Annotated in this window: 36 protein-coding genes and 5 pseudogenes; 5 read left to right on the top strand and 36 right to left on the bottom strand. The window is 32.3% G+C overall.

The genetic code is table 11. From position 1 onward, the window contains the following. Window positions 1–3: 3 nt before the first annotated feature. From dut to ABLV90_RS07465, 27 genes and pseudogenes are all read right to left on the bottom strand, one after another. Window positions 4–519 (bottom strand): dUTP diphosphatase, encoded by a 516-nt coding sequence (gene dut / locus ABLV90_RS07595; RefSeq protein ID WP_107557838.1) that lies wholly within the window; start codon window positions 517–519, stop codon window positions 4–6. Further along, on the bottom strand, window positions 520–741 hold the full coding sequence (locus ABLV90_RS07590) for a hypothetical protein (RefSeq protein WP_107557839.1): 222 nt from the start codon (window positions 739–741) through the stop codon (window positions 520–522). Next, window positions 731–1,024, bottom strand: coding sequence for a hypothetical protein (locus ABLV90_RS07585; RefSeq protein ID WP_107557840.1), 294 nt, complete (start codon window positions 1,022–1,024; stop codon window positions 731–733). Before ABLV90_RS07585 ends, ABLV90_RS07590 begins: the two co-directional genes overlap by 11 nt. Next, the gene (locus ABLV90_RS07580) at window positions 1,025–1,156 is read right to left on the bottom strand and encodes a hypothetical protein (RefSeq protein ID WP_259339135.1); all 132 of its coding nucleotides are present in this window, start codon (window positions 1,154–1,156) and stop codon (window positions 1,025–1,027) included. Window positions 1,157–1,176: 20 nt separating this feature from the next. After that, a complete protein-coding gene (locus tag ABLV90_RS07575) occupies window positions 1,177–1,527 on the bottom strand; it encodes a hypothetical protein (RefSeq protein WP_460872432.1) in 351 nt (116 codons plus the stop codon). Window positions 1,528–1,533: 6 nt separating this feature from the next. Continuing rightward, on the bottom strand, window positions 1,534–1,713 hold the full coding sequence (locus ABLV90_RS07570; protein WP_107557842.1) for a hypothetical protein: 180 nt from the start codon (window positions 1,711–1,713) through the stop codon (window positions 1,534–1,536). A gap of 6 nt (window positions 1,714–1,719) precedes the next feature. Next, window positions 1,720–2,067, bottom strand: coding sequence for a YopX family protein (locus ABLV90_RS07565; RefSeq protein WP_460872431.1), 348 nt, complete (start codon window positions 2,065–2,067; stop codon window positions 1,720–1,722). Window positions 2,068–2,092: 25 nt separating this feature from the next. Then, complete coding sequence (locus ABLV90_RS07560; protein ID WP_460872430.1) at window positions 2,093–2,512, bottom strand: hypothetical protein; 420 nt, start codon at window positions 2,510–2,512, stop codon at window positions 2,093–2,095. A 69-nt stretch (window positions 2,513–2,581) separates the two neighbouring features. After that, window positions 2,582–3,034, bottom strand: a complete 453-nt coding sequence (locus ABLV90_RS07555) for a hypothetical protein (RefSeq protein ID WP_107557845.1) — start codon at window positions 3,032–3,034, stop codon at window positions 2,582–2,584. Next, complete coding sequence (locus ABLV90_RS07550; protein WP_107557846.1) at window positions 3,035–3,382, bottom strand: SA1788 family PVL leukocidin-associated protein; 348 nt, start codon at window positions 3,380–3,382, stop codon at window positions 3,035–3,037. Between the two features lie 10 nt (window positions 3,383–3,392). After that, the gene (locus tag ABLV90_RS07545; protein WP_107557847.1) at window positions 3,393–3,590 is read right to left on the bottom strand and encodes a hypothetical protein; all 198 of its coding nucleotides are present in this window, start codon (window positions 3,588–3,590) and stop codon (window positions 3,393–3,395) included. A 5-nt stretch (window positions 3,591–3,595) separates the two neighbouring features. Next, the gene (locus ABLV90_RS07540; protein WP_460872429.1) at window positions 3,596–3,994 is read right to left on the bottom strand and encodes a RusA family crossover junction endodeoxyribonuclease; all 399 of its coding nucleotides are present in this window, start codon (window positions 3,992–3,994) and stop codon (window positions 3,596–3,598) included. 10 nt (window positions 3,995–4,004) lie between these two features. Further along, on the bottom strand, window positions 4,005–4,217 hold the full coding sequence (locus ABLV90_RS07535; RefSeq protein WP_107557849.1) for a hypothetical protein: 213 nt from the start codon (window positions 4,215–4,217) through the stop codon (window positions 4,005–4,007). Then, on the bottom strand, window positions 4,218–4,388 hold the full coding sequence (locus tag ABLV90_RS07530) for a hypothetical protein (RefSeq protein WP_158262623.1): 171 nt from the start codon (window positions 4,386–4,388) through the stop codon (window positions 4,218–4,220). Further along, the gene (locus ABLV90_RS07525; protein ID WP_460872867.1) at window positions 4,389–4,709 is read right to left on the bottom strand and encodes a hypothetical protein; all 321 of its coding nucleotides are present in this window, start codon (window positions 4,707–4,709) and stop codon (window positions 4,389–4,391) included. Window positions 4,710–4,740: 31 nt separating this feature from the next. Further along, a complete protein-coding gene (locus tag ABLV90_RS07520; RefSeq protein ID WP_460872428.1) occupies window positions 4,741–5,172 on the bottom strand; it encodes a hypothetical protein in 432 nt (143 codons plus the stop codon). A gap of 12 nt (window positions 5,173–5,184) precedes the next feature. Beyond that, entirely contained in the window at window positions 5,185–5,940 is a 756-nt protein-coding gene (locus ABLV90_RS07515; protein ID WP_107557851.1) for a DnaD domain protein, read from the bottom strand. 3 nt (window positions 5,941–5,943) lie between these two features. Continuing rightward, window positions 5,944–6,609, bottom strand: a complete 666-nt coding sequence (locus tag ABLV90_RS07510) for a putative HNHc nuclease (protein ID WP_107557852.1) — start codon at window positions 6,607–6,609, stop codon at window positions 5,944–5,946. Between the two features lie 25 nt (window positions 6,610–6,634). Beyond that, window positions 6,635–7,084 carry a single-stranded DNA-binding protein gene (ssb, locus tag ABLV90_RS07505; protein WP_460872427.1) on the bottom strand — a complete coding sequence of 150 codons (450 nt, stop codon included), beginning with the start codon at window positions 7,082–7,084 and terminating at the stop codon, window positions 6,635–6,637. Further along, window positions 7,081–7,746 carry an ERF family protein gene (locus tag ABLV90_RS07500; protein ID WP_107557854.1) on the bottom strand — a complete coding sequence of 222 codons (666 nt, stop codon included), beginning with the start codon at window positions 7,744–7,746 and terminating at the stop codon, window positions 7,081–7,083. The genes ssb and ABLV90_RS07500 overlap by 4 nt, the downstream gene beginning before the upstream one ends. Beyond that, entirely contained in the window at window positions 7,747–8,232 is a 486-nt protein-coding gene (locus tag ABLV90_RS07495) for a siphovirus Gp157 family protein (RefSeq protein ID WP_107557855.1), read from the bottom strand. It lies immediately after the preceding gene. Then, window positions 8,225–8,464, bottom strand: coding sequence for a hypothetical protein (locus tag ABLV90_RS07490; protein ID WP_107557856.1), 240 nt, complete (start codon window positions 8,462–8,464; stop codon window positions 8,225–8,227). Before ABLV90_RS07490 ends, ABLV90_RS07495 begins: the two co-directional genes overlap by 8 nt. Next, on the bottom strand, window positions 8,461–8,724 hold the full coding sequence (locus ABLV90_RS07485) for a DUF1108 family protein (RefSeq protein ID WP_107557857.1): 264 nt from the start codon (window positions 8,722–8,724) through the stop codon (window positions 8,461–8,463). The genes ABLV90_RS07490 and ABLV90_RS07485 overlap by 4 nt, the downstream gene beginning before the upstream one ends. A gap of 65 nt (window positions 8,725–8,789) precedes the next feature. Continuing rightward, the gene (locus ABLV90_RS07480) at window positions 8,790–8,969 is read right to left on the bottom strand and encodes a hypothetical protein (RefSeq protein WP_142401606.1); all 180 of its coding nucleotides are present in this window, start codon (window positions 8,967–8,969) and stop codon (window positions 8,790–8,792) included. Between the two features lies 1 nt (window position 8,970). After that, on the bottom strand, window positions 8,971–9,288 hold the full coding sequence (locus ABLV90_RS07475; RefSeq protein ID WP_107551294.1) for a DUF771 domain-containing protein: 318 nt from the start codon (window positions 9,286–9,288) through the stop codon (window positions 8,971–8,973). Window positions 9,289–9,438: 150 nt separating this feature from the next. Further along, window positions 9,439–10,210, bottom strand: a pseudogene (locus ABLV90_RS07470) (phage antirepressor). After that, on the bottom strand, window positions 10,165–10,467 hold the full coding sequence (locus ABLV90_RS07465) for a helix-turn-helix transcriptional regulator (RefSeq protein WP_432756022.1): 303 nt from the start codon (window positions 10,465–10,467) through the stop codon (window positions 10,165–10,167). The pseudogene ABLV90_RS07470 and the gene ABLV90_RS07465 overlap by 46 nt, the downstream one beginning before the upstream one ends. A 153-nt stretch (window positions 10,468–10,620) precedes the next feature. On the opposite strand from ABLV90_RS07465, the gene ABLV90_RS07460 reads away from it, so the two are divergent. The 5 genes from ABLV90_RS07460 to ABLV90_RS07440 all read left to right on the top strand — a co-directional run bounded on the left by ABLV90_RS07460 (window position 10,621) and on the right by ABLV90_RS07440 (window position 13,971). Then, window positions 10,621–11,352, top strand: coding sequence for a S24 family peptidase (locus tag ABLV90_RS07460; RefSeq protein WP_460872426.1), 732 nt, complete (start codon window positions 10,621–10,623; stop codon window positions 11,350–11,352). A gap of 246 nt (window positions 11,353–11,598) precedes the next feature. Further along, window positions 11,599–12,261, top strand: coding sequence for a DUF4352 domain-containing protein (locus ABLV90_RS07455; protein WP_107557861.1), 663 nt, complete (start codon window positions 11,599–11,601; stop codon window positions 12,259–12,261). Window positions 12,262–12,339: 78 nt separating this feature from the next. Next, complete coding sequence (locus ABLV90_RS07450) at window positions 12,340–12,558, top strand: hypothetical protein (protein ID WP_107557862.1); 219 nt, start codon at window positions 12,340–12,342, stop codon at window positions 12,556–12,558. A 12-nt stretch (window positions 12,559–12,570) separates the two neighbouring features. Continuing rightward, window positions 12,571–12,882, top strand: a complete 312-nt coding sequence (locus ABLV90_RS07445; protein WP_460872425.1) for a hypothetical protein — start codon at window positions 12,571–12,573, stop codon at window positions 12,880–12,882. 51 nt (window positions 12,883–12,933) lie between these two features. Then, a complete protein-coding gene (locus ABLV90_RS07440; protein WP_460872424.1) occupies window positions 12,934–13,971 on the top strand; it encodes a tyrosine-type recombinase/integrase in 1,038 nt (345 codons plus the stop codon). Window positions 13,972–14,263: 292 nt separating this feature from the next. On the opposite strand, the gene ABLV90_RS07435 is transcribed toward ABLV90_RS07440, so the two are convergent. The 9 genes and pseudogenes from ABLV90_RS07435 to hprK form a co-directional block, all read right to left on the bottom strand. Next, window positions 14,264–15,109, bottom strand: a complete 846-nt coding sequence (locus ABLV90_RS07435) for a YitT family protein (RefSeq protein ID WP_069817913.1) — start codon at window positions 15,107–15,109, stop codon at window positions 14,264–14,266. Window positions 15,110–15,368: 259 nt separating this feature from the next. Further along, window positions 15,369–16,316, bottom strand: coding sequence for a DNA-binding protein WhiA (gene whiA / locus ABLV90_RS07430; protein ID WP_460872423.1), 948 nt, complete (start codon window positions 16,314–16,316; stop codon window positions 15,369–15,371). 44 nt (window positions 16,317–16,360) lie between these two features. Further along, window positions 16,361–17,359 carry a gluconeogenesis factor YvcK family protein gene (locus ABLV90_RS07425; RefSeq protein WP_460872422.1) on the bottom strand — a complete coding sequence of 333 codons (999 nt, stop codon included), beginning with the start codon at window positions 17,357–17,359 and terminating at the stop codon, window positions 16,361–16,363. After that, a complete protein-coding gene (gene rapZ, locus ABLV90_RS07420; RefSeq protein ID WP_460872421.1) occupies window positions 17,346–18,272 on the bottom strand; it encodes an RNase adapter RapZ in 927 nt (308 codons plus the stop codon). The genes ABLV90_RS07425 and rapZ overlap by 14 nt, the downstream gene beginning before the upstream one ends. A gap of 339 nt (window positions 18,273–18,611) precedes the next feature. Next, window positions 18,612–19,557, bottom strand: a pseudogene (gene trxB, locus ABLV90_RS07415) (thioredoxin-disulfide reductase). Window positions 19,558–19,622: 65 nt separating this feature from the next. Beyond that, window positions 19,623–21,060: pseudogene (locus ABLV90_RS07410) on the bottom strand (tetratricopeptide repeat protein). 24 nt (window positions 21,061–21,084) lie between these two features. Further along, window positions 21,085–21,560: pseudogene (locus tag ABLV90_RS07405) on the bottom strand (acyltransferase). A gap of 9 nt (window positions 21,561–21,569) precedes the next feature. Beyond that, complete coding sequence (gene lgt / locus ABLV90_RS07400) at window positions 21,570–22,406, bottom strand: prolipoprotein diacylglyceryl transferase (RefSeq protein ID WP_069833338.1); 837 nt, start codon at window positions 22,404–22,406, stop codon at window positions 21,570–21,572. A 3-nt stretch (window positions 22,407–22,409) separates the two neighbouring features. Continuing rightward, window positions 22,410–23,346 (bottom strand): annotated as a pseudogene (hprK, locus tag ABLV90_RS07395) (HPr(Ser) kinase/phosphatase). Window positions 23,347–23,392 lie beyond the last annotated feature (46 nt).

Raw genomic sequence — 23,392 nt, 5'->3', positions numbered from 1 at the left:
TAATCACTCTCCTGTAGATCCATATGCTCCTCTGATTGATTCATTTTCAAATTTCTCCACTCTTTCTACATTCATATAACTCACTGGTGCAATAACTAGCTGTGCTAATCTTTCACCTTTCTGTACTATGATAGGTTTATCTCCTGTATTATCTGTAATAATTCCAACCTCTTTATGATATGTGTAATCTATCGTTCCTAATGCCACACGTAATTTAGTTTTTAATATTTTACCTGAACGTGGCCTTACTTGCCCTTCATAGCCATATGGTAATTTAATAGCAACATCTGTTTTTACTAATTTAGTTGTATGTGGTGGAATGTTAACTGTTTCAGATACGTATAAATCTAGTCCACTATCGCTAGGATTTGCTCGTTTAGGTTTAGTTGCATTATCGCTTAGTAGTTTGATTTGTAGTGTGTGACTGTTTTCATATCCATCTACAAAAGTATAGTTGTCATTTACTCTTGGTGAAGTTTTAGGGTTATTCACCTTTTGTTCGTATTTTCTTGTCTCCATCTACTCGTCCTCCATATCGCTTAGTAAGTTGCTAAATTCGTTTGTGCCGTCTAGTTTGTCCATTTCTTCTAATACTGGAGCTAAACTAATTTGTGCACCCTCTAAAATCTTATGAAATCCCATATTCTTATTTATGTGTTTCTGTCCTTCATAATTCGCGTAAGATTCCAACATTTGCGCCTTCAACTTCTGCCATGCGTCTTTATACTCTCTATCTTTCATCGTGTGCACTTCCTTGTTCAAAATTCCGCACCACTTTCAAAACATCGACCATCCAATCTTCTGGGTACTCAACATATGGCGCATTAACAGCCTTTACTATTTCATCAAACGACTTTGCTTTATCGTAATAAGCACCTAACTCACCTTTCATAATTTCATCAAACGCCTTTGCTTTGCGATAGGCTTCTTGTAGTTCTGCTAATAACTCATTGTCCACGTTTCTACCATCTCTACCTGCTTTGAAAAAGGCTTCATTTATTTTATTCTCATACTCATACGCCATCTAATCACGCTCTCCCTTCAACGCTTTCTCATAAGCATCGTTACTAAGTGGTATTGATTGTATGCTACTATCTTTTGTTAGTTGTAATTCAGTAAGTGGTTGCGTTACTGTTACTTCAATTTCATCTACCATCTACTTAATCCCCAACTTATCTAGTTCACTTCTATAGTGTTTATAGGTAGCGTTAGCGGTATAACCTCTAATTTATAGTCAATGAATTTGCTAAAGTCTTGAAGTAAGTCAAGTTGTTTCTCATTTTCTTGCTCTAAGTTGTAATTGTTTAGATAAAGTTTGTCATTTATTTTTGCCAACTGATAATTACGTTCTTTCAACTTCTCATTCTCTCGTTCCAACCTACTAATATTAGCTTTCAACACTGCTATATCATCGATTAGTGTGTCGCGTTCTGCTTTGTATTGATCGCGTTGTTTTAAGTATTCATCCAATTTATCAAGTAATTCAATAGTGCTTCTGTGAATTGTCGTTCCCTCTTCGTACATCACTCGCCATCACAACCATTCTTCTTCTAATTTAAGTAATTTCCAATCTTCCTCATCTTGGATAATACCTTTTAAATGTTCTACTTCTTTTTTTAGTTTTTCATTTTCTTCAGTTAACTCTTTGATATTTTGGCGACACTCATTTAATAGTTCTGTTTGTTCTTTACAAATCTCTTTTAAGGTACTCACTTGCCATCACTCCTCTAGTAAATGTGGGTGTTCGTATTTGTTGCCGATGACCGTAAATACATCTTCTGTACTTACTGAACCATCGAACATATTTGAAAATTCAACAAACCCTACATCGCTAAATCTAATGCCAAAACAACTTAAGAACATACATATTATATATTTGTCGTCTGATTCATCATTGAAAACAACTATATCCCCCTCAAATATCTCCACACCGTTCTTATCTTTAAGTCCTGTGGATTGTAGGAGTTCATAATAGCTAATGGAAGATTTTGTTGTTTCTCCTGGCAACTGTTCTATAATATGCGACGCTTCTCCATTTTCTAATTCAATTCCTGCAGGCGTAATCATACATTCGTAGAACTTATCCCACGCTCTAAATTTTGGTATCATTTACTCCACCAGACTTTCCGTTGCGCCAGATTAATTCATATTTACCATCTATATATGCATGAAATTCTTGACTTGAATTATCTTTTTCACTATCAATCGTTGCGTTCTCCCAAGTCATGTGTCCTGTTAACCCTTCTCTAACTTCAATCATATGTTTAAATACTGTATCTTCTGTAATTTCTTCCTCGACTTCTATAACTACTCCTTTGAAACTACGTTCTATTACTGGATCATCATCTTTTCTCATAGATTTCAGTGTGAAAGTTTGTTCAAACTCCATAGGTGCATCAAAAATATTGTTATCGATTAACTCACGTTCATAACTAGCTATACCGAATTTATCAATCAAGTACTTTGCGTATTCCTCGTGTGTCATTTCTACTTTACGTTTAATCTTTACCATTTATTTGTCCTCCTATAACTGATATCGCTAATCTTTAAACTCTATAATATATTTATATCTATAACTGAATTAATCCCAATTCTCATATGCACGTTGTATTGACCATCTAGCTTGTTCTATATCCTCTTTGCTTTCTGCCACTGCTAACAAATCTATAGCGTTACCAATGTGATAAGCAGCTAACGGGGATAAATCTTGAATTACTCTCTCAGTGAATTTCAATTTAATATCATCTGACCATTGCACTATCTTTTTATTACGCTTACGTTGTTGTAAGTCGTTAGATTGTTCATTTCTTTCGTTATACTTCTCGTCCAATAGACTTGATGCATTAGGATGTGCCTTAATCCAATCATCATTTATCCAAATGGAATCTTTTTGCCCATTTAATAGTTTTAAATCAACACGTGTTTCTTTTTCATTCATATCCTCTACTAATCTATCAACTTTACCGTGTTGTGATTGTCCATTTATCGCAATGTATTGAATCCAGTCACCAACTTTTAATGTTTCTTTTGACATTTATTTAACCACCTTCGGGAATATATCGTTTTTCATTAAATCAGCTACATATTTACTACGTGCATGTACTTGCGGTGTACCATCGTACAACCAAGGATGATCTTCTCTATGTTTAAGTTTTTTATACTGCTCATTTTTCATTTTTGAATACTTTAATTGTTCACGTTTTTGTACATCTCTATAATCGTTTAATCGATAATGTCTAGGTGCTTTACACGCCTCATGCAATGTCCAACCGTAAAGCAACCTTTTGCTTACATAGTTTTTACTTAAATCATTCTTATACATACATTTAAGGTTTTCACCCATAATGTGATATGTTTTACCTTTAACAAGTAGTGTTTCCATTTATTTCACCTCAAAATCCTCTGTCTGTAATCCTAACTTCATCTATATCCTTAAATAATTCTGAACTTGTATACTCATCTAAGTTTGTAAACATATGGTTCGACATCCTAAGTTCTATATCTTCATTTTCTTCATCTACAATTGCAGGAAATGTATATTGTCTTTCATATTCGATTGTGTATTTAATTTTGAATGTTTCTTCACTCATTTGATTCACTCCAATACTTCAATATCCATAACCACTTTTGGAGTCTCTGCATATTTCTTAAAGCTTGCTATCTCTACTATTTGGTTATCGTCTTGCCATACGTGTTTATTAGTCGCGTCTAATACTGTTTTTATAAGATTATCTATATCAGGTTTAGTTACTTTATATTGCCCTATCATCGCTACATGTTTCTTCTTACTCCATGATTTAAGCAACGGAAAGTGAAACTCTATTGTTAATTTGATAGGTGTATCAATCATCAGATTAGGCATTTGCGCCTGTATGTTCTTCTTGTGATTGGTATATTTGGATGGCATATAAGTTTGGACGTATTTACCATTGTTTCTAAACCTTGGTCTAGGTGACGCCATAGGTGCATCTACCGTAATCTCTATATGTTCCATCTGTTCACTCCTACATGTAATCAAATATGCTTGTTTGATCTGCACGCTCTAATTTGTATGTGTGTTTGATTTCTTCTAATCTTTCATCACTAATAATGTATTCATCTATGCCGAAATGATAATGCAATCCGAATACACGGTTTCTATTATTATCTAACGGGATAACATCGATAGTTATATTACTGTCACCTTGTTTTAATCTATATTCTGTACTCAATCCCATTTAGCACACCTCACGAATCGCGTCTGTTGTAGCGCGTTTTGCTTTCTCTGCGAATAAAAGTTCATCTAACATTGTTTCGTCTCCATTTGCCCCATCTATGAACTTCTGTGCGTACATATCACTTAAGTTTGGTGCGTCTAAAAAGTCTTTTACGTATTGTGTTTTTAACATTTAAACCAATCCTTTCAGTCTGTAATCATCACCATCTACTTTTATCGGTGTTGCGTTCATCATCATTCTGCTAAACTGTTTTGCTAAGTCTTTATTTTTCGTTAACTCTTTAGCTGTGTTGTTCGTTGTAATGATATTGTGCTTACCTTTTCGCATATTCATAACACTGAATAACTTCTGATTTCCAAAAGTGTTAACAGATGTTCCGTAATCATCCAAAACCATCAAGTCTACTTTCTCTATGATTTCGTCTAAATCTGTCTCGTTCATCTCACTATTTTTGTTATAAGTATCTTTATATGCAGTTAATAACTGAGGTATATCTATAAAAAGGACGCTATAGCCTTTAGATTTAATTTCGTGTAGTGCTTGCCATAGCTAAATGAGATTTACCTAATCCAAAGTCTCCCTGTAATAATAAAGACTGTTTGTTTTTTAATTCGAAGTTATCAGCGTATCTTTTGCATATATTAAATAGCTTTTCCTGACTTTCGTTTTGTGGTTCATAGTTTTCAAATGTTGCTTCTTGTAAGTCATAAGGAATAATAGAATAACGATAAATCTTTTCAATTTTGTTTCTTTCTATTCGTTTAAAAAATGCCTCTTTTTGTTGCTTATGATGTTCAATCAATTCACAGTCACAACCATCTTTTACAACTTGCCCATTATCAAATTTGTAGTAGTCGTACTTGTTATTGCATTTATCGCAGAATAAACCGAATTCACTTTCTATCAATTCATTTCTAAACCCCGATTGTTTAATAGCTTTTTCTAAGCCGTTCATATTAAACACCACCTAAAATATGTCGTTGTATTGACTATTGTCGTAATCGCTCTCTTGTTTACTGTTTCTCTTATTATTTCTTGCTTGTATATCTTCTACAGTTTTTACACCATCGTTGTACCAAGCTTTTAATATTGAGTTAGCATAACTCCACCTAGTTACATTATTGTTAACAGCTTCTTTCATTGCTTCAATAACTATTTCATTACCGTTATCTTTAAAGTCGTCTATCCAATAACCGATTTGTTCCGCTACATATGGTTTAAGCATTCCAAATCCATTTTCCTGATAGAAATCAAACGGCGATGGCTGTGTACTACTACTGTCATTCTTAGTATTGTTATTATTAGTTAAATCATTATTAGTAAAGTCATTATTAGTAGTGTCCGATTTCGCGAATACCATTTCCGCGTCTTCCATTTTCGCGATGTCCATTTTCGCGACTTCCATTTTTCGAACCCCATCATTGTTTTTAGGATATTCATGTAATGTGTAATCATAACCATCAAAATCACCATTGTGCTTACGTCTACTTTTCCTAGTCATGTAACCTTTTTCTAAAAGTTCATTTATCGTTGTCCTAACACTAGCTTTACCATCAGTTGATACTTTTTCTAATTGAGTTTGATATATTTGCCAATCATCAGGTTTAGAAAATAGATAACTCATTATTCCTTTAGCTTTCCAAGATAAGTTAGTATCTTCTACATAATGTTTACTTGCTATAAAGAAGTTACCTGTAGATTTATTAGTTCTAATAATGCCCATAGTTTAATTTTCACCTCTCAACATCTTATTCAGTTTTTCGTCTACATCCACCCAACTATCTTGTAAGTGGTATTTACGATTAAATGTCTCCATGCCTATTTGATGTTGTTCTGTATGATGCTTTCTGCATAAGGCTAATACTTTATTATTTGTATGATTTATTTTGTTTCTATTTCGTCCATTACCTACGGTTTGATAATGTGCTAAATCAGCATTTACAGCGCCACATATAACACAAGTTCGGTTAATGGTAGATTTGTATAGAAAGTATTTATCATTACTCATGAGGTCACTCGTTTGCTTTCTCATCGGTATGTCATATTGGAATATAAAATCTAATATGAGTTCGATTAATTCACTCGCTTGTCTTCGACTACAATTACTTAATGACATCGGTTCATAGCCATGTAAGAACTCCAACTGTTTTTGGAACATGTATCTTAAATAGTCCATCGGTTGCCCGTAATAGTCGAATATATCTCTTATCGTCGCGAATACTTTACGACGTTGTTTACCTGTTATCCTGTAAGGATCAATCACATCTACATCGCATTCAACTTCTAATCCATTATCAAGTAGTAGAAAGTCTTTATTAGTTAGTTCTACACCCTCGATGACAGCAGTTATTGTGCCGTCATCTTGTTGGATGTAACTTTTAATTATTGCCATTCAATCACCTTTGAGTTGTATACAATTAAAATGGTAAATCATCATCTTTAATATCAATAGGTCCATTGTTATTAGCGAATGGGTTATCATAGCTTGAACGTTGGTTATTCGTGCCTGTCTGTTGTCCTTTAGAGATGTTGTTTGCCTGTCCGTTGTTTTTAGGTTCCAAGAATTGAACACTGTCTGTAACAACTTCCGTAACAAAAATCCGACGCCCTTCTTGGTTTTCATAACTACGTAATTGAATACGTCCATCAACACCAACTAACTTACCTTTAGATAAATATTTATTTACGTTCTCTGCTTGTTTTTTAAATACAACACAGTTTACAAAATCTGCTTCACGTTCACCTTGAGCATTTGTAAACGTTCTATTAACAGCTAGGGTGAAAGTTGCGACACTTACGCCAGATGGTGTTGTTCTGAATTCTGGGTCTTTCGTTAAACGTCCTACTAATACAACTCTATTAATCATTGGGCATTCTCCTTATCTATTGCTTGTTTACTCCATTTATTTAATTTAGTTATCAATGCGGCTATTTGGTTATTAGTTAATTGATTTATATCTGTGATATCTAACTGACTTTTAACTTGCGCAGTAGAAACATCTGTACCTAATGACTTCATTAACTCACTAAACTTTTCTATTTCTTTCTCGAGTTCTTCAACATTTTTAGGGTCTACTTTTGAATACTTATCTTGTTTTTCTTTAGCGTCTGCATCATCTTCATCAGTTGGTATATTAAAGAACTTCATTAAGAAATAACGTTCTGAATAAGTTAAAGCTGTACCATGTGCTTGTGATATATCACTTTGTTGACCAAATGCATGATAACTAATATCCAATTGTTCTTCTGGTTTATCTGCATTAACCCATTTATAGTTCAAATCCATTTCTACTATAAAATCTATAACTTCATGTCCTTTTTTATTCTTATAAGTATGTGTAGTCCACTTTTCATTTGATGTACTAGGTATTAATAACAACCTATGTTCAATCATTTTATTTCTAATGCGATGCAATATTTGTGAACCTGATACATAAGTAAAGTTATAGCCTTTTGTATCTTTTGTGAATCCATCTATATTAGCTTTTACATCCGCTATTTTTCGATATATATTAAGTTCCTCACTCATTTATCTCACCCTTAAGCTTCTAGTTTGTTTAATTTCTGCTCCTGGCACTTCTTTACCAGCTTTCAAATCATCTAAGAGTAATTTAGAATTTATTTTAGGCGCTTGAGAAATCCAATAATCTTTAGGTATGAGTTTCTCGTCTAAAACTTCTTTACTAGGTGCATTTTTAGAAATGCTAAAACTGTTGAATGCTGTTTTAAATTTTTCTTTACCAGTAAATTCCATGGACTCTTTTAAATTATCTTTTAAACGTTTAACACCGTTTTCGTTTGATGTTTTACGCTGTTTTAAACGTTTGATTTCTTCATCAATTGCACTATTGTCTGCTTGTAACGATTTAATCACTGATGCGTAACCATCTGCTTTATCTTCTAACGCATCATTAATACTTGCTAAAGTATCTATTAAAGCTTGTTCATCGCCCTGTTCAGAAATTAAGTCATAGACTTGTTTATAGTTATCTGTTAACTCAAATATATTACTCATCGCAAACCAACCTTTCACCCGCAATAACTTTCTTTGCTTGTTCATAGCGTGCTAATATCTCAGTATCTTTATGTGTGTTATTAAACATATATATACTTGCCATGCCTTCTTTATAGTTATCATGTGAATGATGAAACCAAATCGTATTATCTATATATTCGATAATCATGCCTTCGCCTTCTATTTTTTGTAATAGATCAATGGCTAATCGTTTAAATTTTTGTTTCTTCACCACTGCATCACTCGATTCATTATTCTGTCTGCTTCATCTGTGTTCTGTTCTATCCATATATAAGCAGAGTATTCTAATATTTCTTGCGCAGTAGCTATACCTGCATATTCGTCATAGATATGAATACCATCTATAAAATCGTTATTTTCATTTAATAATGTGACCTCTATATTATCGTCGTGTTTGTACAAATTAATTTTGAAATCAAAGCCTAATAATTGGATTTTTTTACTTTTGCTTGTACCTGTTTCGTAATACATCTTGTCTACCTCCTATTTTTGGTGGTATACTTATATAGATAAATGACATAAGTATATTTCGACTGTTAGCAATTGCCGTTGCTTTCAGTCTTTTTTATTGTCTTGAAAAATTCAGGCCAAAACCAACAGTATGTTATGAAGAATGTTGCAAAGTAGATTACTGTTAAATGAATGAAATCATTTGTAAATATGAATGAAAGTGACATTGCTAATATCGATGTTAAAACTGATATAATACCGTTCATTTTATCTCTCCTTTCCATGTATAGCTTCAAAGTTTTCGTTAATAAAGCTATTCATCTTTCTAGCATTAAATCTCCAACGATTAAACTCTCTGTTTGGATAATGTGCGATGCCTTCTTTTCTCAGAGTTTTTTCAAATTTAGGGTTATACAATAATTTATCTTTGATAGTGTCAACTGACGACATTTTCAATTTTTGTTTTAAATCATTCATATCCCAAACTGGATCTAATGAAGATTCTTCTAATTCTTGTAACCTAACTGAATCAACAAGTACATATCCTTTAGGTATAGTTATTTCAACATTTAATGTTTGTCCCATGTCCTATCTCTCCATTTCTCTTTCGAGCACCCACATACAACATTTAGTTTTCGCAATGACCTTTCATGTATTATGGTGTGGCTCATATCATCGCCTACTCTCGCTCTTAAATGCTCTATGTGAGCGCTGAAAGTCGTTTTAATTCACTCGCTATACTTCTAATACTTGAGCTTCATAACCAAATTCAGTTAAAATCTCATGTATTTTCAATCTGCCTTTTTGCGTCCATTTTGTTTGTGGTTGTGTATCTGGTGTGCCATCTGAACGAACAATGTTAATTGTTTCTGACTTTGTGTAACCTTTATTCATATGTTCTGTGTATAAAACCCACTGTTTACCTACACGACGTTGTATACGTGCTTCATGCAGTAATTTATTTAACTTTTGAGCAGACAGACCGTAATCAGCTGCAATTTGTGTTATCGTCATAGTTCCTGGCGATTTTAATATTTCGTCTACATAATCAGCTTTAGGTTTAAGTTCACCAATTTCTTGTTTCAAAATTAAGTTATTTTCTTTCTCTTGTTTGTATTCCATAAGAATATTGATAATGTAATCTGGGTCTTTCATAGTTTGTTCTATTACACTTTCAGTAGCGTAGATGCCATGTTTGCGAATGGAGGGTAAAACTTCTTCAAACACCCATTCTTCAAATTCTTCTGCTTGTTGTAATTTTGACCTAGTGATTAATCTGTATAAATTACCTTCATCAATAAATTTCTTGTTTTGATTTCCACCATTTGAAAGGACTGAACGAATCGTTACCCCCTTTTCTTTTGTATGATCTCTTACAGCTTTATGAGGGTTGGAGTATCCTAAAATTTTTGCGACTTTAATTGCTTGGGAACCATTCCTTACCTTCAATGGTTAAAATTTCTAAATTTCCAAATTGTGAATTTTTAAATACTTGTAAATTTTGCATTTTGCTTCCTCCTTTAAAAAAGTTATCGTTTTCGAAACTTTTAATTCAAAAAAATCATCAACCTTAATCCCTAAGTAATCAGCCAAAGTTTTAGCCTCAGATGTTGAAAAATCCCTACCTTCTATTCTGTTGATTTTAATGTTTAATAAACTTCTACTTATTCCTATATCATCAGCCACTTGCTTTTGTGTTAAACCATAAAGCGCTATATAACTTTTTATTTTGTTATATGGCTGAACTTTTGTTTTTATCACCATTAAAAGTTACCTCCTTTTTGTTTCGATTACGATAACTTAATTACAGTTTACATCTCTAATGTTTCGTTGTCAATAACTTTTTACAAGGGATTCCTTGTGTTTCGATTTCGAAACATGTATAATTAACTTATGTTAATTAAGGAGGTATTCAAAATGGGCGTTGGAAAAGGTCTAAAACGATTACGTAAACAAAATAATTTAACTATGGAAGAATTAGTAAATGATTTAAACAATAAATATCCTGACGTTGTAAAACTAACAAAAGGAAAAATATCTAAATGGGAAAACGAAAAAGAAGAACCTAGGTTATCGTCAGCTAAAGTTATAGCAGACTATTTTAATGTAGCTATAAATGAATTATATGATGAAAAAAGTTTACCTAATACACTCACACAAATCAACGAAGTCTCGAGTAAATTAGAAGAAAAGAGGCAAAAACGCGTTTTAGCTTATGCAGAACATCATTACTCTGTGCGGCAACAAGGTGAGAATATTATTTACCTACAATCATATAAAGATTCCAAAACTGAAAAAGTAAATGTAAATGGCTATGTGTCGGCAGGTACCGGTGAAACTTTAGTAGACGATATAGAATTCACAGTGAACTACCCCGCTGGCGTTGTACCACCTCATGATTTTGCTTTACAAATTAATGGTGATTCTATGGAACCACTTTTTGAACACAAAGAAATTATATTTGTAGAAGAAAATACAAGTATTAATAGTGGGCAATTAGGTGTATTCGTTGTAGATGGCGAAGCATACGTTAAAAAAGTATTCATATATCAAGATCATATTCGTTTAGTTTCTTTAAACCCTAAATATGGAGATATGAATTTTTACGGAGATTCTGATGTTAAATTCGCAGGTAGAGTTATTCTATAAATAATAATTATATATAAATTATGCACGTGTCTTTGTACACGTGTGCTTTTAAATAAGTTGTTCGGAATAGAAAGTTATATGAATTAAATAATTAAACGACAATTTAAATAAACTGTATATTAAACATGTAATTGTGTAAAATGTTAAAAATATTTTGTTATACATACTACAAAAGATAATATAGTTTTTGTAAACTAATATTAATATGTTTTTATAGCATAAATATATTATTTAGGAGAATGTTTTATGATGTTATTTTTATTGTTTATGTGGTTTTTAATTTCAATAGCTTTTATAACCACTTTAATTATTACAGTTGTAAAAGCTATAAGAAAGAGGAAAGTAAAGGGCATATTAATCACCACAATTATATTATTTGTAGTAGGATTAATTTGTTTAGTCGGTTCTATTGCCGCATCTCCATCTAATGACGACTATACAGTTAGCAAAAGTGAAGACAATAATTCAAGTAAATCTTCAAAATCAAATGATGAAGAAACTAGTAATAATAAGAAAAATTTAAATGTTGGTGATACCATCAGACTTGGCGGTGTTGATATTAAAGTTGCAAAAGCTGAATTTGTACAACCAGATAGTGAATATTCAGAGCCTGATAAAGGAAGAATATTGAAAGTTACATATGATTTCAAAAACAACGGCGATGATCAAATACTAGCTGATTCAACAGATTTTAATATCACAGTAGATTCTAATACTCAAAAAAACTTTTTCGGCATGGATGATACTAACGACAGCTTTACAGAGTTTTTAAACAAAGGTAATAGTATCAGTGGATACGAATATTACGATGTTCCAGAAGCAGAGGAATATAAAGCTGAATTAAATTTCGAACCTGATTTGGAAACATATAAAGCAAATTGGATAATTAAAAATTCTGATATAAAGTAATATATTTGGGCAGCACCCCTGCCCTATATATTTTTTAAAACGAAATAGAACATACGTTCTTAAAAAGGAGACATAACAATGAATGAAGAACTAGATGAATATCTCAAAAATATGATACCAGAATCACCAGAAGACGAACTAATAAAGATGATTTATTTCTTTAGAAAATTTCATTTAAGAGGTGATTACTCAGAATCAAATATGGTGAAAGTAATTAAAGGTTACGTTCAAGAAGAATATAGAAAAGGGTTCCCCTTACCAAAATCAGACCAAACAGGAGATAGAAAAACTTTTTAGGAGGAGTTTAAAATGAATTTGAAAGATTTTCAAGAACACATGGAAGGAAGATTAACGGCGTTAGATAGCTTTTATGATAGATCTGTTAACCATCAATTAGAGAAAGATAAGAGGAGACCACCTAAAAAACGTTGGTCAGAAGCAAAAATAGAAAGAGTCGCGAATGATATGTATAAGGATTTAATAAATAATATTTATGAAAAGGTTAAATCTATTGTAGAAGAGCACGAGAAAAAACCTAATTCAGTCTGGTTTGATTATTTAGAGAAATACGAGATGTACGAACAAATTAACGAATCATTATATGAAATAGAGTTCGAATAAGTATTTAAAGTTTCTAACTTCTATATTTTCATCTTTTTTAGGAGGAATAATATGCAAACACGTTGTTACGACGGGAAAAAATGGCAATATGAATTTACTTATGAAGGCAAACGCTATCGTAAAAAAGGATTTAGAACAAAACGTGAAGCAAACTCTGAAGGATTAGATAAATTAAGCGAATTAAAAAATGGACTTGATTACGATAATGATTTAACTTTGCAAGACTATTTTAAAAATTGGATTGAAACTTATAAAGAATCAGTAGTTGCTACTTCAACTTATCGTCATTATCATTTTACATTAAAGCATATACAAAATCATAAAATAGGAAATGTGAAATTATCTAAATTAAATAGACAAATTTATCAAAAATTCATCAATAATTTTTCAAAAAATCATGCAAAAGAAACCATTCGTAAAACTAACGGAGCTATACGCTCAGCTCTAGAAGACGCAGTTTATGATGGCTTAATAAACAAAAATCCTACCTATAAAGTGAGTTATAAGGTCGGTAATACATCTAAGAGTGAAAAAGAAAAATATATATCTTTAACTGAATATGAAAAATTAAAAGATTATATAAAACAAAAACGTACTCGTTCAGCATTAGCGTTGTATATTATGATTTGTACGGGCTGTCGTGTTAGTGGCGTAAGATATATGAAGATAGATTATATAGATCAAATTAAAAATCAATTATTTATAAATGAACATAAAACAGATTCATCTCCTCGTCATATTGAAATAGCAAAATCTGATATGAAACATATACTAAGCGTAATTAATGAGCTAGCAGTTAGTTATGATGGTTATATATTTAAAGAAACAGGTTACTTTATTTCGGTAAATGCGATAAATAAGACATTAAAAAAAGCATGTGACAAATTATCTATTTCTAGCATAACTTCACATGCAATACGACATACACACTGCTCTTATCTCCTTGCTAAAGGCGTATCAATATATTATATTTCCAAAAGATTAGGACATAAAAACATATCAATAACCACTTCCATTTACTCTCATTTATTAGACGAAAAATTCAAAGAAGAAAATGACAAAGCTATTGATATTTTAGATAGTATGTAGTTTTAGGGACCCATTAGGGACTTTAAATCCTATAACCACTGATATTATAGAGATTGTAAATCTCCTTCGAGGGGACTTGCATAAGATTTTCTAAACATCACCCGATACCATAGGTTATTTATATATCTATGATGTCGGGGTTTTGTTTTTTTATATTTAAAAACACTCAAACCATTAACCACTTTTATTATATACCCTTTTTCAATATATCTAGTAATCTATGTAGTTTATAATATGCTAAAAATCTATGCAAGACAATTGTTTCTCATTATTAAAACAAGACTTTATAGGTTTATTTTACATTTATAAAACTACTACCTAAAACATCTCTCACATCATGGATTACTAAAAAGGCATTTTCATCTTCTTCGTTAACAAGCTTTTTCACTCTTGTTACTTGAGATTGTGGCACTACCACGTATAGCATACGCGTCTCACTCTTAGCATAGCCACCTTTACCAGTTAATATCGTAGAACCTCTACCTGTAAAAGCATTAATTTTATCACTAATTGTTTCACTTTTGCTTGATATAACAGTAACTGCTTTTTTAGGATTAAACCCTTCTATGATAAACGATGTCGCTCTTTCGGTTACGAATAGCATAATGATTGTAAATAACACATTTTGTAAAGGGAGTACCATTAAAAAAGATAGCACGACAAGCGCATCCAATACAAAGATGCCTTGTGATGTTTTAATTTCTGAATATTTATTAATTATCTTAGCTATGACTGAGGTTCCTCCGAGTGTACTACCTGTCGCAATAACTAAACCTCCGCCAATACCAATGATAGCCCCACCAAACACAGCGTTAATCACAAAATTATCCACACCTAGATTTATATTTTCAGTTAAATGTAAAAAAAGTGAGAGTGACGTATTTGCTATAACTGTATATACTGCAGTCGTTTTACTCAAAAATTTCCAACCAATTAATACAACAAGTGTATTGATAATTAATGAAGTCCACGCAGGTGACAATCCAAATGAATATAATAGTGCTAGGGATATACCAACAGTGCCCCCATCTCCTAAGTTAGATCCAAGTAAAAAACAATTGACACCTATTGCATTAATAAACGTGCCTATTATACAAAGGATAATATTTTTAGAATGCTTATTAAACAGTTTTGACATAAACTCACTCCTTCGACTCCAAGAACAATAGGTTTGAATCATTGTTCTATTGCTATTACGCATCATAAATTGTATTAATTATATAAAAAAACACCTCTTTATAGAGGCGTTAATAGTCAAAATGAAATTATACAATTATTTTATAATAATTCTAGCACAACTATTTCAGTTATGACTAGATTTATTTTTAATAATGCCCTAAAATTTCTCAAAGTCAGTATTGAAGGGTCCAAACTGAAATTTAAAACTGTAAAGCATATTATTTCAGTTCAATTGGTTCGCCGCTTCTCAACTTATCCGCCATTTCATTCAACTTTCTTAATCGATGATTCACACCAGATTTAGATATATTGCCAGAAGTCATCATTTCACCTAATTCTTTAAGTGACACTTCTTGATGCTCTATTCTTAGTCTTGCAATTTCACGTAATCTTTCAGGTAAATTATCTAGACCAATTTCTTGGTCAATTAAACGAATGCTTTCTACATGTTTCATAGAGGCACTTACTGTTTTGTTCAAATTAGCAGTTTCACAATTCACCAATCTGTTAACAGAGTTTCTCATATCACGTACAATACGGACATCTTCAAATTTCAATAGTGCTTGATATCCACCGATTAAACTTAAGAAATCAGAAATTTTTTCCGCTTCTTTTAAATAAGCAATACTACCTTTTTTTCGTTCGAGATGCTTGGCGTTCAAATCATATTTATTCATTAACTGCGTTATACCTTCAGAATGGTCTTCATATAATGAAAATATTTCTAAATGATAAGATGATGTTTCTGGATTGTTTACTGAGCCACCAACAAGAAAAGCACCACGTAAATAACTTCTTCTCATTTCATCATCATGAATCAATGCTTCATCAATTTCGTGCGTAAAGACACCGCTTTTTAAAATACCTAATTCATCCAATATTTCTTTAGCACGTACTTTAATACGACATATATAAATATTGTTCTTTTTTAATTTCATTTTCTTTCTCACAAGTAGTTCCACTTCAACATTAAAAACTTTTTTAATTAACGAATATATACGTCTTGCCGTAGTAGCATTTTCAGTTTGTACGTTAATAACAAATTGTTGGTTGGAAAGACTGAGTGCACCATTCATACGAATAAGCGCACTGAGCTCTGCTTTTGCATTCTCTTCATCTACTTCTATTCTAGTTAGTTCATTCTTCATCTCGGATGCAAAGCTCATAGATTAATCAGTCCCTTCTTTAACTAAATGATATCACTTAGTTATTATTCATCATTTTCTTTATCTCGCGTAAATTCAATCGTTTCAGTTTCTCGCATAGCTATTTCGTAAATCATTTTAGATAACACTTCAGTATTATGACGCACATAGTATTCTTCAGAAACTTCTACTAAATTAGGGTGTGTAAATACTTTAATATTTTGTTCTTCCATATGATTCATATTACATTTCACTGGTGATGCCCCATCTTCCCTATAACGCCTCAACACATCTTCAGTAAATGATTGGGTGCTACAAATAGAGTAACTGATAAAGTTCTGACCAACATGATCATGTATTGCGTTCACATGGTCGACTGCAGTATAACTATTTGTTTCACCTGGCTGTGTCATAACATTTGAAACATATAATTTAGGAACGTCTCCACCCGGCAGTGCATTAGAAATACCCTTCACGCATAGGTTAGAAATCACACTCGTATAAAGTGAGCCAGGGCCTAACACGATTAAATCTGCTTCTTCTATTGCTTCCACTGCTTCTTCCATTGGCTCAACATCTTCTGGTTCCAAAAATACCCGTTTAATCTTTTTATTCTTTTTTGGAATATTAGATTCGCCATATACAATTTCTCCATCTTCCATTACTGCATTTAAACGTACGCTCGCATTAGTAGATGGAATAACATGACCTCTAATATTTAAAATTTTACTTAGTTCTTTCACTGCATGGCCGAAATCGTTATTGATGTTGGTTAATGCGGCGATGAGTAAGTTACCTAAAGAATGACCTTCGACTTGGTTTTCTTTAAAACGATATTGAAACAATTGCTCTATTGTTGATTCAGTTTCACTTAATGCCGAAATAACGTTTCGTATATCTCCTGGAGCAGGTATATCCATTTCGCTTCGTATTTTACCCGTACTACCACCATCATCAGCTACTGTGACAATCGTCGTAATATCAATCGGATAACCCTTTAAACCACGTGCTAAAACGGATAAACCCGTACCTCCACCTATAAGTACAAGTTTAATTCTTTTCATTTTTTTGTTTCACGCCACTTTCGACATGTGCATCCCTATGTTGCACATACACATTATAGTCAAAACTCTCTCTGAGTTCTGCTCCGATACGTTTGGCTAGTGCGACAGAACGATGTTGGCCACCAGTACACCCTATTGCAATAACAAGTTGAGATTTACCTTCTTTTTTATACCCTGGCACCATAAATTTCAATAAATCCATTAATTTTTCATAAAAAATATTTGTTTCTTTCCATTTCATTACATATTTATATACCGCTTCATCTTCACCAGTTAATGGTCTCAACTCATCAACGTAGTGCGGATTTGGTAAAAACCTTACATCAAATACAAGGTCCGCATCTATTTGTATACCATGTTTAAAACCGAAGCTAATGACATTAATATTAAATGTTTGGTAGTTACTTTGATTAAAATAATCCCCCACGCGTTTGCGTAATTCTTTCGGTGTCATTTGCGATGTATCAATCGTATAATTCGCTAAACTCTGAATTTCAGTCAACAACTCACGTTCTTCTTCAATAGATTCAATTAATGAACGTTGACCATTTTCATTTAAAGGATGTGCACGACGTGTTTCTTTATAACGAGAGATTAGTTTTTCATTCGAAGCTTCCAAGAACATTAAATCAACAATAACGTCTGAGTTACTCTTAATTTGATCCATCTCTTTAATTAAAGACTTAAAGAGTTCCTTACCTCTCAAATCAATAGCAATCGCTACTTTTTGTAAAGAAGGGTTCCCTTGCCCCATCAATTCTACAAACTTTGGTAACAGAATCGGTGGTAAATTATCTACACAGAAATATCCAATGTCTTCTAAACTCTGGATGACCATAGATTTTCCGGCGCCTGACAAACCAGTTACAACCAACAATTCACTCTTTACTATTTCTTTTTCTTCTCGTCGCATCTCTTTACACCATCCATTGATTATTTTAATCGCAAAATTAGTTCTATGCTGTTAATAGTTTATTTATATTGGCATTTATACATTATATTTCATTTTTCTCAATATAAGTCTAACGAGTTAATATTATCACATTATATTTTACATGAAAAACGACTAAGGTAGTAGTTTTATCTATCGACACTATAAAGCTATAGCTGTTTCATTATGTAAAAAAGCTAGAATGTTATAACTTACTTATAGATCGTAAGTATGACATTCTAGCTATGACTGAATTTATCTATGATATTTTATAAAATCTTTTATAAATTATGACTTTACTTCATCAATGATTCAATTTATTTATGCTTCAATTGCATCGTTTAAATGTTCGATATATGCAATAGCACTTTGTGCTCGCAATACTTCCGTCGCCAGTTGCCGTTACAATTTGACGTAAACCTTTTTCACGTACGTCGCCTGCTGCATATATACCAGGTACACTTGTACTCATGTCTTCATTCGTTAAAATGTAGCCAACTTCATTAGTAATACCTAAATCTTGGAAAGGTATTGTTAATGGTTTCATACCAATGTACACAAATACGCCATCACCATCTAGTGTTTGTTCTGTGCCATCTTTCGTTGATTCTAATGTTACTGAGCCTACTTTACCATCTTTATCATTAATTGTTTTCAAAGTGTGACTCCAAATAAAATCAATTTTATCGTTTTTAAATGCACGATCTTGTAAGATTTTTTGTGCACGTAATTCATCTCTACGGTGAACGATTGTTACGCTATCAGCAAATTTCGTAAGGAATGTTCCTTCTTCTACAGCTGAGTCCCCGCCACCAATAACAAATAATTTTTTACCTTTAAAGAATGCACCATCACATACGGCACAATAACTTACACCACGGCCACCTAGTTCTTGTTCACCTGGTACACCAATTTTTTTGTATTCTGCACCTGTTGATATGATTACGGCACGAGCAGTAATTTCACTATTACCAAGGTTAATCACTTTATGCGTACCTTTATCTTCTATAGATTTGATATCGCCATATTGATATTTTGCACCAAATTTTTTCGCATGTTCAAACATTTTCGTTGATAAGTCTGGACCTGTTACCATTTCAAACCCTGGGAAGTTCTCAACTTCTTCTGTGTTTGCCATTTGTCCACCTGGCATACCACGTTCAATCATTACTGTGCTTAAATTAGCACGTGATGCATAAACTGCAGCAGTCATTCCTGCTGGTCCGGCACCTATAATTGCCACATCAAAATCCACTTGTTCAGCCATTTAAATTGCCTCCTGTTTAATAATTCATTATGCGCAGTATATATGATTTCTTGCATTTCTTAAACTTATATGCTCACTAAATAATCTATCGTTTTATTTAAACGGTAAGAAGATATATCAAACCATTCCATTACTTGTTGTTTTGTTATTTTACTATCAGCATTACGATAATACATATACACAAATGCTGCAATATATTCATTTACATTTGTTAAATCTACTTTTTCAGATATAATCGCTTCTGCTTGATCAATCCATACAATAAATAATTCTTCATTATTTTTCAATGATTTCACACCATACAACATCAATAAGCCTCTGTGAATGAAATCTAATTTGTTTAACTTTAAATCTTGAATAATATACGTAAGATATAGCTTTTCGTAATCTTCCATAGATTCTAAAACTGCCCAAATTTCTTGTGTCAAAAGCACTTCTCGCCCTTTTAACTGATTTAATAAGAAAATACCATATAGCCTGTGATGGCTATCGTCATGGAGTAACAATGGTAATACTTGTTCATCGAAATACATTTTACTCTCAGCAATAACCCAAGGTGCATAACCTACATCGACTTTAGTCATTTCTTGCAATTTCGACCAAAAATATTTACTTTCATCAATATTATTTAAATGGTAACTGTTATAACTTAACGCGTTATACATTTGGATGGAAAGGAATTTTCCTTTTCTATAAAGTGGTTGTAATATTTTTTGCGAAGCTTCATATTGTTTCAAGTAACATAAAACGATACCTAGTTTAAATGACTCATCATCATTCATCGGCATGACTTTACTTAAAATTTTTAAATAGCGTTGGTATTTTTCTTTATCATTCGTATTATAAAGTAATAAAGTATAATGACATAATGCATGTACATCCGTATTATCTTCTCTAAGCAATCGCTCAAACATTTCTTTAGCAATGTCATATTCATTCATGTATAAATTACACATCGCAAGTAAATTACGCACTACGCGATGTTCTTGAATTTCATCATTTTGATTTAAGATAAATGTTCGTGCTTCAGGTAATCGTCCCTGAGAAAATAAGTATTGGAAAATAAGTTGTACTGCAAATAACTGGCTTTCTGTCTCTATTTTTTCAGCTGAATTATAAGAAACTTCAAACATGTCTTCAAGTTCTTCTTTATAATCTTCATCTTTAGACATCGTGACATAATTTATACCAAATAAAAATGCTTTATTTGCTTCGTTTAATGTAATGTTTAATTGACTAAGCTGAAAATAACTTTCTTCTACTAACTCTTGTTGTGCAATATTTTCATAAAACAGATACTCCGCTTCACTACTCAGTCCTAAATTCACAAGACATTCCGCGTATTTTACTTTTACATCAAAATCTTGAGGTGACATTTCCAAGCACTTTGCCATAATATTCTGCTGCCTTTTTATAATCTTGGTGCAGAAATTTTTGGTCTCCCAATTTTTTATAAAATTGACTATCTAATTTCATTGGTATTACTTTGCCGTTATGCGCCATCCATTATCACCTCCTAAATATTCATTAAGTTCTTATTTGCATGGGATTTCCATATGCTAATGCCGAATCCGGTATGTCTTTTGAAATAATAGTACCCGCCCCGACTTTAACATTTGCACCTATGCTTACACCTGGTAATATTGTAACATTCGCACCAATTAAAGTATTATCACCAATTTGGACATGTCCCGTTCGAAACTCATCAACGAGAAATTCATGAGTTAAAATTGTAGTATTATAGCCAATCACACAGTTTTTCCCTATAGAAATATACTCTGGGTATAATAAATCGGGAACCACTTTAAAAGCAAATGCTGTGTTTTCACCTATACTCATTTTCAATAAATTACAATACACCCAACGTTTCATTTTCACATGAGGCAAGTACCGCAAATTTCAATAATTATTGTTTGTTTAAATATTTTAAAGTATTTTATATAACGATACATATGCCAAAGTGGGTTATTGCCTTTAACTTTAACTTTTTTTAAATTACGCATGATATTTTATCACTTCACTTTTTGATTTGACCAAGTTAACGGACCAACATCTTTGTATCTTGGTGCGTTATATTTCACTCTTCTGATAATCATAATCACAATACCTACTATAATCAGTATAATAGACATTAACTGTGCTACTCGAATATCACTTGTTAACATCAAGCTATCTGTACGCATACCTTCTACGAAAAATCTGCCGATGGAATACCATATCAAATATAGACAGAAAGTATCGCCTATACGTAAATGTTTTCTAAGCAAGATCAGTATAACAAAGCCTAAAATGTCCCAAATAGATTCATATAAAAATGTTGGTTGATAGTATTTGCCGTTAATATACATATTATTAATAATAAAATCTGGAATATGTAAGTTTTCTAAGAATGTTCTTGAAACAGGACCGCCATGCGCTTCATGATTCATAAAGTTGCCCCATCTTCCAATACCTTGACCTAAAATCATACTTGGTGCAATGACATCACCAATTTGAAAGGGATTAATATTTTTTTGTTTACAGATGATAATCCCTGTAACAAATCCACCTATTAAACCACCATGTATTGCAATACCACCATGCCATATCATCGGAATTTCAATTGGGTTTTGAATATAATATGGCCACTGGAAAATAACAAAATAAAGTCTCGCCACAATAAATCCAAATATTGCACTCCAAAAAATGATATCAACTAATGTATCTTTATCAAAGCCAATACGTTTCACACCTTCTTGAGCAATAAAATAACCCAAGAGTATCCCCACAGCGATAATAATGCCATACCAACGTACCGAAATAGGTCCAAGCTCAAGCGCAATTGGATTGATATAATTTAATGTCATCATTACCTATTTCTCCTCACTGTTGCTACCATTTCGTAATATTTCAGCATTTAAGCGATCATTAAACTCTTCTGCTGTATTGATGCCCATAATATTCAGACGGTAATTCATTGCCGCAACTTCAATAATAACCGCTACGTTACGTCCAGGTCGTACAGGAATTGTTTTTTTCGTAATTTCAGTATCTAAGATACGTAATTTTTCTTCATTTAAGCCGACTCGATCATATAATTTGTCTTTATGCCAGTTTTCTAAATGAATATTTAAACGCAATCTTTTTTCAGTTAAAATCGAACCAACACCAAATAATGTCATTACATTAATGATACCTAAGCCCCTAATTTCTAATAAATGTTCTATTAACTTAGGTGCTCTCCCAATTAATTCGTCTTTACTGATTTCTCTAATTTCCACATTATCGTCTGCTACTAATCTATGACCACGTTTTATTAATTCTAATGCTGTTTCACTTTTACCAATTCCAGAATCACCAGTAATCAGTACACCTACACCATAAACATCGACAAGCACCCCATGTAGCGATGTTGTTCTAGCTAGTTCATGTTCTAAAAACGTAGTTAAACGACTCATTAATTGTGTAGTAGCAATCGTCGACGCAATTAATGGTGTGTCGAGTTCTTTTGTCTGCAGCGATAAGTTCCTCTGGAGGTTCTAAATCTCTCGTTACAATAATCGCCGGCGTGTCTGGACGACATAACTTTCTCATACGTCCTTTACGTTCTTCATCTGGTAATAAATTATAAAAAGATAATTCCGTAGTACCTAATAATTGAATACGGTCAGATGCATAGTGAGAAAAATAACCTGCCATTTCCAAACCTGGTCTTGAAATATCTGTATTTTTAATTTGTTTGTTTAAACCTGCTTCTCCAACAATGAGATCAAGTTCAAAGCGGTCTACTAAACTCTTTGTAGTTAACATAGTTCACCTCTATCAATATTTCTCTTACATTTGCAATATGATATTA

Source organism: Staphylococcus sp. 2S1, assembly GCF_046721335.1.
Taxonomy (GTDB): Bacteria; Bacillota; Bacilli; order Staphylococcales; family Staphylococcaceae; genus Staphylococcus; species Staphylococcus equorum_A.
Note: the sequence above shows the minus strand (reverse complement) of the source record. Positions and strands in the feature narration are given on the sequence as shown.

Coding starts and splice junctions, on each gene's coding strand:
- dut (WP_107557838.1), bottom strand. CDS start 519: ATGGAGACAAGAAAATACGAACAAAAGGTGAATAACCCTAAAACTTCA.
- ABLV90_RS07590 (WP_107557839.1), bottom strand. CDS start 741: ATGAAAGATAGAGAGTATAAAGACGCATGGCAGAAGTTGAAGGCGCAA.
- ABLV90_RS07585 (WP_107557840.1), bottom strand. CDS start 1,024: ATGGCGTATGAGTATGAGAATAAAATAAATGAAGCCTTTTTCAAAGCA.
- ABLV90_RS07580 (WP_259339135.1), bottom strand. CDS start 1,156: ATGGTAGATGAAATTGAAGTAACAGTAACGCAACCACTTACTGAATTA.
- ABLV90_RS07565 (WP_460872431.1), bottom strand. CDS start 2,067: ATGATTACGCCTGCAGGAATTGAATTAGAAAATGGAGAAGCGTCGCAT.
- ABLV90_RS07560 (WP_460872430.1), bottom strand. CDS start 2,512: ATGGTAAAGATTAAACGTAAAGTAGAAATGACACACGAGGAATACGCA.
- ABLV90_RS07555 (WP_107557845.1), bottom strand. CDS start 3,034: ATGTCAAAAGAAACATTAAAAGTTGGTGACTGGATTCAATACATTGCG.
- ABLV90_RS07550 (WP_107557846.1), bottom strand. CDS start 3,382: ATGGAAACACTACTTGTTAAAGGTAAAACATATCACATTATGGGTGAA.
- ABLV90_RS07545 (WP_107557847.1), bottom strand. CDS start 3,590: ATGAGTGAAGAAACATTCAAAATTAAATACACAATCGAATATGAAAGA.
- ABLV90_RS07540 (WP_460872429.1), bottom strand. CDS start 3,994: ATGGAACATATAGAGATTACGGTAGATGCACCTATGGCGTCACCTAGA.
- ABLV90_RS07535 (WP_107557849.1), bottom strand. CDS start 4,217: ATGGGATTGAGTACAGAATATAGATTAAAACAAGGTGACAGTAATATA.
- ABLV90_RS07530 (WP_158262623.1), bottom strand. CDS start 4,388: ATGTTAAAAACACAATACGTAAAAGACTTTTTAGACGCACCAAACTTA.
- ABLV90_RS07520 (WP_460872428.1), bottom strand. CDS start 5,172: ATGAACGGCTTAGAAAAAGCTATTAAACAATCGGGGTTTAGAAATGAA.
- ABLV90_RS07515 (WP_107557851.1), bottom strand. CDS start 5,940: ATGGGCATTATTAGAACTAATAAATCTACAGGTAACTTCTTTATAGCA.
- ABLV90_RS07510 (WP_107557852.1), bottom strand. CDS start 6,609: ATGGCAATAATTAAAAGTTACATCCAACAAGATGACGGCACAATAACT.
- ssb (WP_460872427.1), bottom strand. CDS start 7,084: ATGATTAATAGAGTTGTATTAGTAGGACGTTTAACGAAAGACCCAGAA.
- ABLV90_RS07500 (WP_107557854.1), bottom strand. CDS start 7,746: ATGAGTGAGGAACTTAATATATATCGAAAAATAGCGGATGTAAAAGCT.
- ABLV90_RS07495 (WP_107557855.1), bottom strand. CDS start 8,232: ATGAGTAATATATTTGAGTTAACAGATAACTATAAACAAGTCTATGAC.
- ABLV90_RS07485 (WP_107557857.1), bottom strand. CDS start 8,724: ATGTATTACGAAACAGGTACAAGCAAAAGTAAAAAAATCCAATTATTA.
- ABLV90_RS07480 (WP_142401606.1), bottom strand. CDS start 8,969: ATGAACGGTATTATATCAGTTTTAACATCGATATTAGCAATGTCACTT.
- ABLV90_RS07475 (WP_107551294.1), bottom strand. CDS start 9,288: ATGGGACAAACATTAAATGTTGAAATAACTATACCTAAAGGATATGTA.
- ABLV90_RS07465 (WP_432756022.1), bottom strand. CDS start 10,467: ATGGTGATAAAAACAAAAGTTCAGCCATATAACAAAATAAAAAGTTAT.
- ABLV90_RS07460 (WP_460872426.1), top strand. CDS start 10,621: ATGGGCGTTGGAAAAGGTCTAAAACGATTACGTAAACAAAATAATTTA.
- ABLV90_RS07455 (WP_107557861.1), top strand. CDS start 11,599: ATGATGTTATTTTTATTGTTTATGTGGTTTTTAATTTCAATAGCTTTT.
- ABLV90_RS07450 (WP_107557862.1), top strand. CDS start 12,340: ATGAATGAAGAACTAGATGAATATCTCAAAAATATGATACCAGAATCA.
- ABLV90_RS07445 (WP_460872425.1), top strand. CDS start 12,571: ATGAATTTGAAAGATTTTCAAGAACACATGGAAGGAAGATTAACGGCG.
- ABLV90_RS07440 (WP_460872424.1), top strand. CDS start 12,934: ATGCAAACACGTTGTTACGACGGGAAAAAATGGCAATATGAATTTACT.
- ABLV90_RS07435 (WP_069817913.1), bottom strand. CDS start 15,109: ATGTCAAAACTGTTTAATAAGCATTCTAAAAATATTATCCTTTGTATA.
- whiA (WP_460872423.1), bottom strand. CDS start 16,316: ATGAGCTTTGCATCCGAGATGAAGAATGAACTAACTAGAATAGAAGTA.
- ABLV90_RS07425 (WP_460872422.1), bottom strand. CDS start 17,359: ATGAAAAGAATTAAACTTGTACTTATAGGTGGAGGTACGGGTTTATCC.
- rapZ (WP_460872421.1), bottom strand. CDS start 18,272: ATGCGACGAGAAGAAAAAGAAATAGTAAAGAGTGAATTGTTGGTTGTA.
- lgt (WP_069833338.1), bottom strand. CDS start 22,406: ATGATGACATTAAATTATATCAATCCAATTGCGCTTGAGCTTGGACCT.